The organism is Kitasatospora sp. NPDC096077, from assembly GCF_040303245.1.
Lineage (GTDB): Bacteria > Actinomycetota > Actinomycetes > Streptomycetales > Streptomycetaceae > Kitasatospora.
Genome location: NZ_JBEOSV010000089.1, coordinates 26353 through 33250 on the forward strand (window position 1 = coordinate 26353; position 6898 = coordinate 33250).

Annotated in this window: 7 protein-coding genes and 2 pseudogenes; 4 read left to right on the forward strand and 5 right to left on the reverse strand. The window is 71.7% G+C overall.

Annotated features, from left to right (window positions below; translation table 11 throughout):
* Nucleotides 1-70 precede the first annotated feature (70 nt).
* Together ABTZ03_RS40050 and ABTZ03_RS40055 are read right to left on the reverse strand one after the other, a co-directional pair.
* Nucleotides 71-370, reverse strand: a pseudogene (locus ABTZ03_RS40050) (ester cyclase); the annotation flags it as partial.
* A 121-nt stretch (nt 371-491) separates the two neighbouring features.
* Nucleotides 492-1076 (reverse strand): GtrA family protein, encoded by a 585-nt coding sequence (locus ABTZ03_RS40055; RefSeq protein ID WP_350518158.1) that lies wholly within the window; start codon nt 1074-1076, stop codon nt 492-494.
* Nucleotides 1077-1334: 258 nt separating this feature from the next.
* Between ABTZ03_RS40055 and ABTZ03_RS40060 the strand changes: the two genes are divergently transcribed.
* Genes ABTZ03_RS40060 through ABTZ03_RS40070 form a run of 3 tightly spaced genes read left to right on the forward strand, consistent with a single transcriptional unit; the run spans nt 1335 to nt 4232 of the window.
* Entirely contained in the window at nt 1335-2474 is a 1140-nt protein-coding gene (locus ABTZ03_RS40060) for a 5-(carboxyamino)imidazole ribonucleotide synthase (RefSeq protein WP_350518159.1), read from the forward strand.
* Nucleotides 2471-2995: a 5-(carboxyamino)imidazole ribonucleotide mutase gene (gene purE / locus ABTZ03_RS40065; RefSeq protein ID WP_350518160.1), complete on the forward strand. Its 525-nt coding sequence runs from the start codon at nt 2471-2473 to the stop codon at nt 2993-2995. Before ABTZ03_RS40060 ends, purE begins: the two co-directional genes overlap by 4 nt.
* Nucleotides 2996-3026: 31 nt before the next feature.
* Complete coding sequence (locus ABTZ03_RS40070) at nt 3027-4232, forward strand: dipeptidase (RefSeq protein ID WP_350518161.1); 1206 nt, start codon at nt 3027-3029, stop codon at nt 4230-4232.
* A gap of 13 nt (nt 4233-4245) precedes the next feature.
* On the opposite strand, the gene ABTZ03_RS40075 is transcribed toward ABTZ03_RS40070, so the two are convergent.
* The 3 genes from ABTZ03_RS40075 to ABTZ03_RS40085 all read right to left on the reverse strand — a co-directional run bounded on the left by ABTZ03_RS40075 (nt 4246) and on the right by ABTZ03_RS40085 (nt 6555).
* Entirely contained in the window at nt 4246-4659 is a 414-nt protein-coding gene (locus ABTZ03_RS40075) for a CoA-binding protein (RefSeq protein WP_350518162.1), read from the reverse strand.
* 40 nt (nt 4660-4699) lie between these two features.
* On the reverse strand, nt 4700-5134 hold the full coding sequence (locus ABTZ03_RS40080; protein ID WP_350518163.1) for a hypothetical protein: 435 nt from the start codon (nt 5132-5134) through the stop codon (nt 4700-4702).
* An 83-nt stretch (nt 5135-5217) separates the two neighbouring features.
* The gene (locus tag ABTZ03_RS40085; RefSeq protein WP_350518164.1) at nt 5218-6555 is read right to left on the reverse strand and encodes a UDP-glucose dehydrogenase family protein; all 1338 of its coding nucleotides are present in this window, start codon (nt 6553-6555) and stop codon (nt 5218-5220) included.
* A gap of 221 nt (nt 6556-6776) precedes the next feature.
* On the opposite strand from ABTZ03_RS40085, the pseudogene ABTZ03_RS40090 reads away from it, so the two are divergent.
* Nucleotides 6777-6898: pseudogene (locus tag ABTZ03_RS40090) on the forward strand (acyl-CoA dehydrogenase); the annotation flags it as partial.

Below are 6898 nucleotides of genomic sequence, written 5' to 3' on the forward strand. Positions count from 1 at the left end.
GCGGGCGCGGGCTTGCGGCCGGTGCTGAGTCCCCGCGCCGCTGGTGCGGGAACGTGATCGGTCAGCGGGCCTGGTCGAGGCTCATGTCGCGGACCACGTCCAGGTCGGTGAAGGTGGGCGGGGCGTCGCAGAGCGCCACCATCTCGCGGAAGATCCGGTCGGTCTCGGGCAGCCCGGAGTTGCGCATCGCCGCCTCGTAGGACGGGAACTCCACGATCTCCACCACATGGGTGGGGTCCGCGTGGTCGGTGCCGACCATCGCGTGGGAGGCGGTCCTGGTCCCCTGGGTCTGCGCGACCCAGGTGTCCATCAGTTGGTTGAGCTCGTCGAGCTTCTCGGTCCTGCAGTCGATGATCTGGACGAACGCCATGGCGAGCCTCCTGGGACCCCCCGGGCCTCGATCGTCCGCCGGCCGTGCTCGCCCTCGGTCACCACTGTCCTCTCGCGGGCACGGGCCCGGCAAGGGGGACGCCGTTCCGCAGGGGAGGACGCTACTCCGCGGGGGCGTACCGGATCTGCTCGGTGGCCAGCAGCAGCTCGGCCTGCGCGGCCGACCCGGTCGATACGGGCGCGACCGGGGCAGCCGGAGCAACCGGAGTGACCGGGGCAGCCGGAGCGGCGGGCTCGGTCTCGGGCAGCGCCTTGAACACCCAGGTCCGGTAGGAGATGAAGCGGAACACGGTGGCGATGGCGAGGCCGACCACCTTGGCGCCCATCTTCTCGACGTTCGAGTCCAGGCCGAGCACGTACTGCGAGAAGCCGAGCACGCCGGTCTCGATCAGCATGCCGAAGCCGCTGAACACCAGGAACAGCGTGATCTCCCGCTTGCGCGAGGCGGCGTCCCGGTCCCGGTACAGCCAGTAGCGGTAGCCGAGGTAGTTGGTGGCGATCGCGATCACGGTCGCGGCGATGTTGGACCGCAGCGAGGCCAGGCCCAGGCCGTTGATGCAGAACCAGAAGATGGCGAAGTTGACCACCACGCCGCTCAGGCCGACGATGCCGAACTTCACGACCTCGCCCCTGAGCCCACGCAGTTTCTGCGCGAGCGGGGAGCTCGATTCTGCGGTCGTCGCCATACCGGGTGGCCTCCATGTACCTGCGGGAAGAAAGGCGGCCCCTCGGGGACGGGGCCGACCCTTGGTCCCTGCGTGCACGCACATGATCCGACCGCGCGGACGAGGACCTAGCCGTCCAGGCTACCCGCTTCCACCGAACGGCTGAGCCGTCCGAGGCAGGGGTTGACATCTACGCGCGTCCACTACTCACCGCCCCACCGCGGCTCCATGGCCCCCCACCGGCCCGGATATCCTGGCGTGGTGACTTCCCCGGGCAATGTGAATTTTCCAGTGGTGGGCATGATCGGTGGCGGGCAGCTGGCCCGCATGGCACACCAGGCGGGCATCCCGCTCGGGGTCAGGTTCAAGCTCCTCGCCGACACCCCCCAGGACTCCGCCGCACAGGTGGTCTCCGACGTCGTCCTCGGTGACTACCGGGACCTCGACACCCTGCGCCGCTTCGCGGCCGGCTGCGACGTGATCACCTTCGACCACGAGCACGTCCCCACCGAGCACCTGCGCGCCCTGGAGGCCGACGGCATCGCCGTCCGCCCCGGTCCCGACGCGCTGGTCAACGCCCAGGACAAGGGCGTGATGCGGGCCAAGCTCGACTCCATCGGGGTGCCCTGCCCCCGGCACCGGATCGTCGCCGACCCGGCCGACGTCACGGCCTTCGCCAACGAGGGCACCGGCTACCCGGTCGTGCTGAAGACCGTCCGCGGCGGCTACGACGGCAAGGGCGTCTGGGTCGTCGACGACGAGCAGGAGGCCCAGGCGCCGTTCCTGGCCGGCGTCCCCGTGCTGGCCGAGGAGAAGGTCGACTTCGTCCGCGAGCTGGCCGCCAACGTGGTCCGCTCGCCCAGCGGGCAGGCCGTCGCCTACCCGGTGGTCGAGAGCGTCCAGGAGAACGGCGTCTGCGCCGAGGTCACCGCCCCCGCGCCCGACCTCGACCCGGCCCTCTCCGACGAGGCCCAGCAGCTCGCCCTGCGGATCGCCGGCGACCTCGGCATCGTCGGCCACCTCGCCGTCGAACTGTTCCAGACCCGGGACGGCCGGATCCTGGTCAACGAGCTCGCCATGCGCCCGCACAACTCCGGGCACTGGACCCAGGACGGCGCGGTCACCTCGCAGTTCGAGAACCACCTGCGGGCCGTCCTCGACCTCCCGCTCGGCGACCCCCGGCCGCGCGCCAAGTGGACCGTCATGGTCAACGTCCTCGGCGGCGACTACCCGGACATGTACCACGCCTTCCTGCACTGCATGGCCCGCGACCCCGGGCTGCGGATCCACATGTACGGGAAGGACGTGAAGCCCGGCCGCAAGGTCGGCCACGTCAACGTCTTCGGGGACGACCTCGACGACGTCCGCGAGCGCGCCCGCCACGCGGCCGCCTACCTGCGAGGAACGATCACCGAATGACGAACCCAGTCGTTGGCATCGTGATGGGCTCCGACTCCGACTGGCCGGTCATGGAGGCCGCCGCCCAGGCCCTGGACGAGTTCGAGATCCCCTACGAGGTGGACGTCGTCTCCGCCCACCGGATGCCCCGCGAGATGGTCGCGTACGGCGAGCACGCCCACGAGCGCGGCCTGAAGGCGATCATCGCCGGCGCCGGCGGTGCCGCCCACCTGCCGGGCATGCTGGCCTCCGTCACCCCGCTGCCGGTCATCGGCGTCCCGGTGCCGCTGCGCTACCTGGACGGCATGGACAGCCTGCTGTCGATCGTCCAGATGCCGGCCGGCGTGCCGGTCGCCACCGTCTCGGTGGCCGGCGCGCGCAACGCCGGCCTGCTCGCCGTCCGGATGCTCGCCGCCTTCGACCCCGAGCTCACCGAGAAGATGACCGACTTCCAGGCCGAGCTGAACAACCAGGCCACCGAGAAGGGCAAGAAGCTCCGGGCCAAGGTGGCCGGTTCGTCCTCCTTCGGATTCGGCAAGTAACCCCCGCGGCGGGGTGGGGTAGAACAGCCGTATGACTTCTCCGACGGACTCCCTCACCCCGCTGGACCGGGCCCGTGCCCTGCTGCGCACCGCCCCCGTGGTGGACGGTCACAACGACCTCCCCTGGGCGATGCGCGAGCAGGCCGGGTACGACCTCGGCGCGCTCGACCTCGCCGCCGACCAGAGCGACCGGCTGCACACCGACCTCGCCCGCCTCGCGGAGGGCGGGGTCGGCGCCCAGTTCTGGTCCGTCTACGTGCCCGCCTCGCTGGCCGGCGACCACGCGGTGAGCGCCACCCTGGAGCAGATCGACTTCGTCCACGCCCTGGTCGAGCGCTACCCGGACCGGCTGCGGCTGGCCCGCACCGCCGCCGACATGGAGGCCGCCCGCGCCGAGGGCCGGATCGCCTCGCTGATGGGCGCCGAGGGCGGCCACTCGATCGACAGCTCGCTGGCCACCCTGCGCGCCCTGTACGAACTCGGCGTGCGCTACCTGACGCTCACCCACAACGACAACGTGCCGTGGGCCGACTCCGCGACCGACAAGCCGGTGGCCGGCGGGCTGACCGCGTTCGGCGAGGAGGTCGTCCGGGAGATGAACCGGCTCGGCATGCTGGTCGACCTCTCGCACGTCTCCGCCGACACCATGCGGGACGCCCTGCGGGTCACCGAGGCGCCGGTCGTCTTCTCGCACTCCTCCTCGCGCGCGGTCTGCGACCACCCGCGCAACATCCCCGACGACGTGCTCGCCCAACTGCCCGCCAACGGCGGCATCGCGATGGCGACCTTCGTCCCCAAGTTCATCCTGCCCGCCGCCATCGAGTGGACCCTCGCCGCCGACGCCAACATGCGCGCCCACGGCTTCCACCCGCTCGACACCACCCCGCCCGCGATGGAGCGCCAGCGCGCCTACGAGGCCGCCAACCCGCGCCCGACCGCCACCCCGGCCACCGTCGCCGACCACCTCGACCACATGCGCGAGGTCGCCGGCATCGACCACATCGGCATCGGCGGCGACTTCGACGGCACCGCCTTCCTCCCGGAGGGCCTCGACTCGGTGGCCGGCTACCCCAACCTGGTCGCCGAACTCCTCGGCCGCCACTGGTCCGAGGCCGACCTGTCCAAGCTCACCTGGCACAACGCCGTCCGCGTCCTGCGCGACGCCGAGTCCGTCGCCACCTCCCTGCGCGCCGCCCGCCGCCCCTCCATCGCCACCCTCGCCCAGCTCGACGGCTGAGCCCCCGGCGTCCTCAGCCCAGCCGCGGGATCTCGATGGCCGGACACCTGTCCATCACCATCGGGACCCCGGCGGCCCGGGTCCGCTCGTACGCGGCCTCGTCCACCACGCCGAGCTGGAACCACACCGCCTTCGCCCCGACCGCGACCGCCTGGTCGGCCACCTCCCCGGCCAGCGCGCTGTTCACGAACACGTCCACCACGTCGACCGGGAACGGGATGTCCGCGAGCGAGGCGTAGCCCGGCTCGCCGAGCACCGTCTCGGCCTTCGGGTGCACCGGCACGATCCGCTTGCCGTAGCGCTGGAGGACCCGCGCCACACCGTGGGCGGCCCGGGCGGTGTTGTTGGACAGCCCGACCACCGCCCAGGTGTCACCACTGCCGGTGAGGATCTCCCGAACCGTCGCCTCGTCGCCGTAACTCGTCATGCCGGTGCCAACGACGGTCGGGGGCCCGCGATTCCGCGGCTCAGCCGTTGAAGGCCCGGAGCCGGACCAGGGCCGTCCCGTCGGCGTCGTAGCTGGCCCTCAGGCGGATTTCGGTGGCCTGCCCGCTCGGGTGCGGCCCGTTCGCCTCGTGGGCGTTGCCGAAGCTCAGGCCGGAGGCGTCGTCGGTGCCGAGCCGTACCCGGGGGAAAGCGGCGGCCAGCCGGGCTGCGAGGTCCTCCCGGGGCATCCGGAACTCGGCCGTGTAGGCCTGTTCCTGCGGGACGTCGTCGTCCGTGCACCTGGCCTCGGTGGCCTGCACGGGCAGCGAGCCGCCGGCGAAGGCCACCGCCGTGGAGCAGCCGATCCCGGCCGGGCTTCCGTCCCAGCTGTACAGCCCGTACCCGACGTAGGCCACGGGCGCGACGACGGCCGCCGCCGTCGTGATGCCGATCAACCACCTGGACCCGCTGCGCATGACGAACCCCCCGGTTCTCCTCGAACACTCGTGGACAAGGATCGTCGCACACGATCTGAACGTGTTCAAAGAGGCCGGGGAGGTCAGCTGGGGCGGCCGAGGGCGCGGTAGGTCCAGCCGGCGGCGCGCCAGGCGTCGGCGTCGAGGACGTTGCGGCCGTCGAGGAGGCGGCGTTCGGCGACGACGGCGCCGAGTTCGGCGGGGTCGAGGGTGCGGAACTCGGCCCACTCGGTGAGGTGGAGGACGACGTGGGCGCCCTCGGCGGCCTCCAGGGCGGAGTCGGCGTAGGCCAGCGAGGGGAACATCTTGCGGGCGTTGTCCACGGCCTTCGGGTCGTAGACGGTGACCTGGGCGCCCTGGAGCTGGATCTGGGCGGCCACGTTGAGCGCGGGGGAGTCCCGGATGTCGTCCGAGTTGGGCTTGAAGGCGGCGCCGAGGACGGCGACCCGGCGGCCCAGGAAGCCGCCGCCGCACTGTTCGCGGGCCAGCTCGACCATCCGGGAGCGGCGCCGCATGTTGATCGAGTCGACCTCGCGCAGGAAGGTCAGTGCCTGGTCGGCGCCCAGCTCGCCGGCCCGGGCCATGAACGCCCGGATGTCCTTGGGCAGGCAGCCGCCGCCGAAGCCGAGGCCGGAGTTGAGGAACTTGCGGCCGATCCGCTCGTCGTGGCCGAGCGCGGTGGAGAGCAGGGTGACGTCCGCCCCGGCCGCCTCGCAGACCTCGGCCATCGCGTTGATGAAGGAGATCTTGGTGGCGAGGAAGGAGTTGGCGGCGGCCTTCACCAGTTCGGCGGTCGCGTAGTCGGTGACCAGGAACGGCACCCCGGCCGCGATCGGCTCCGCGTACACCTCGCGCAGCAGCCGCTCGGCCCGCTCGCTGTGGGCGCCGACCACGATCCGGTCCGGGCGCAGGGTGTCCTGGACGGCGAAGCCCTCGCGCAGGAACTCGGGGTTCCAGGCCAGTTCGGCGGCCGCGCCGACCGGCGCCAGCGCGGCCAGCCGCTCGGCCAGCCGGGCCGCCGAGCCGACCGGCACGGTGGACTTGCCGACCACCAGGGCGGGCCGGGTCAGGTGCGGCGCGAGTTCCTCGATCGCGGTGTCCACGTACGACATGTCGGCGGCGAACTCGCCCTTGCGCTGCGGGGTGTTGACGCAGACGAAGTGCACGTCGCCGAAGTCGGCGGCCTCCTGGGCGGAGGTGGTGAAGCGCAGTCGCCCGGTGGAGCCCTCGTGCCCGGCCACGTGCTTGAGCAGCAGCTCGGACAGGCCCGGCTCGTACATCGGGACCCGGCCTGCGGTGAGGGTGGCGATCTTCTCCGGATCGATGTCCAGACCCAGCACCTCGAAGCCGAACTCGGCCATCGCGGCGGCATGCGTGGCGCCGAGGTAGCCGGTGCCGATCACGGAGATGCGCAGGGTCACGGGTTCCCCTTGGGTTGCGGGTTCGACCAGTAGAGGTGCCCCTGATGCTATCCGCCCCGGTGGCGCCGGTACTGATCGCCCGCACGCCGGGGGACGCTAGGCAGCCGCAGGTCGGAGCCCTAGGATCTCTACTGAACGGTAGTTAACCGCGATTCGACTGGGTTTCGGGCGTCGATCGGTCGTCGATCGGACGTCGGCCACTGGACGACGAGGCAGGCATCATGGCGGGCAGCGCAGGGGCTTCTGACTTCGATCTCTTCCGTATCTCCGAGGAGCACGAGATGCTCCGTGAGGCGGTGCGTTCGCTGGCCGAGGCGAAGATCGCTCCGTTCGCGGCGGAGGT

What these genes read in the sequence shown, in the direction of transcription:
- ABTZ03_RS40055 (WP_350518158.1), bottom strand. Translation starts at nt 1,076, where the DNA reads ATGGCGACGACCGCAGAATCGAGCTCCCCGCTCGCGCAGAAACTGCGT.
- ABTZ03_RS40075 (WP_350518162.1), bottom strand. Translation starts at nt 4,659, where the DNA reads ATGACGAGTTACGGCGACGAGGCGACGGTTCGGGAGATCCTCACCGGC.
- purE (WP_350518160.1), top strand. Translation starts at nt 2,471, where the DNA reads ATGACGAACCCAGTCGTTGGCATCGTGATGGGCTCCGACTCCGACTGG.
- ABTZ03_RS40070 (WP_350518161.1), top strand. Translation starts at nt 3,027, where the DNA reads ATGACTTCTCCGACGGACTCCCTCACCCCGCTGGACCGGGCCCGTGCC.
- ABTZ03_RS40080 (WP_350518163.1), bottom strand. Translation starts at nt 5,134, where the DNA reads ATGCGCAGCGGGTCCAGGTGGTTGATCGGCATCACGACGGCGGCGGCC.